This window comes from Desulfovibrio sp. 1188_IL3213, from assembly GCF_036763145.1.
GTDB lineage: Bacteria > Desulfobacterota > Desulfovibrionia > Desulfovibrionales > Desulfovibrionaceae > Desulfovibrio.
The window spans coordinates 1-802 of sequence record NZ_JBAIYR010000682.1 but is presented as its reverse complement, the minus strand read 5'-3'; the positions used below and the strand labels follow the sequence as shown (position 1 = coordinate 802).

Genomic DNA, 802 nt, shown 5'->3' with positions numbered 1-802 from the left:
GCCCCTCGTCCACCACAAACTGCACGGGGCCGCCCACGTCCGTACCGCACAGGCCGCATACATCAAGGCTGGGAGCAAAACCCAGCGCACCGGCGAGGCGAAGACGAAAAAAAAGAGGAAACAGCGCGGGCAGGGCCGGAGCCTCTTCAAGGGTGCGCCGCATGTCCTCAACCAGGGCGAAAGCCTCATCCGCACCGTCATCATTGACGCCGAGAGCCTCCACAAAACGCAGGCAATTGGCCGCAAGCCCCATGCGCCGCCAGTCTTGCCTGAGCGTCTGCGGCCCGCCAAGCAGAACGGCTTCTTCAAGATTCAGAAAGCCGCCGCGCGGCGATGCCTTGACGCGGCAGTGCAGACTGTTGAGCACATCCAGGCAGCCGCAAAAACGACGCCTGCTTCTGCTGCCCCCAAAGGCGAACAGCGTCAGCAGGCCGTGTTTGCGACACAGGGTCTTCAGCCAGAGGTCCGACTCACGAAAGTGCCCCATGCGCAGCACAAGCGCGTGATCGGCCCATTCCGTCATTGGCGCGCCGGAGGAAAGGTAAGAGTGCGAACCTGACCGCTGCCGCCCACGGGCGGAAGCTCTTCGCCGTCATAACGGATGCGAACCCCGCCGGCGTTGCCGAGCTTCAATTCAAGGCTTTTGCTGAAGGTAAGGGCAAAGGTATCGCCCTTGCGCAACGAAAACTGCCTGGTATCGGTATTGTCGGCGCTGGAATGCACCCAGCATTCTTCGGTAGCGGTAATGATGACCTTGTGCGGCCCGGCCACGGCGGGCCTTTCAGTGCCTGCCCCCGCGGCG

2 protein-coding genes are annotated in these 802 nt (G+C 62.8%); both read right to left on the bottom strand.

Annotated elements, in window-relative coordinates; genetic code table 11:
* Positions 1 to 523: DNA repair protein RecO (gene recO, locus V6C16_RS14525; protein WP_333543597.1), on the bottom strand; the 523-nt coding region annotated here is incomplete at its 3' end.
* The coding region (locus V6C16_RS14520; protein ID WP_333543596.1) for a DUF4115 domain-containing protein at positions 520 to 802 on the bottom strand (283 nt) is incomplete at its 5' end. The genes recO and V6C16_RS14520, both read right to left, overlap by 4 nt.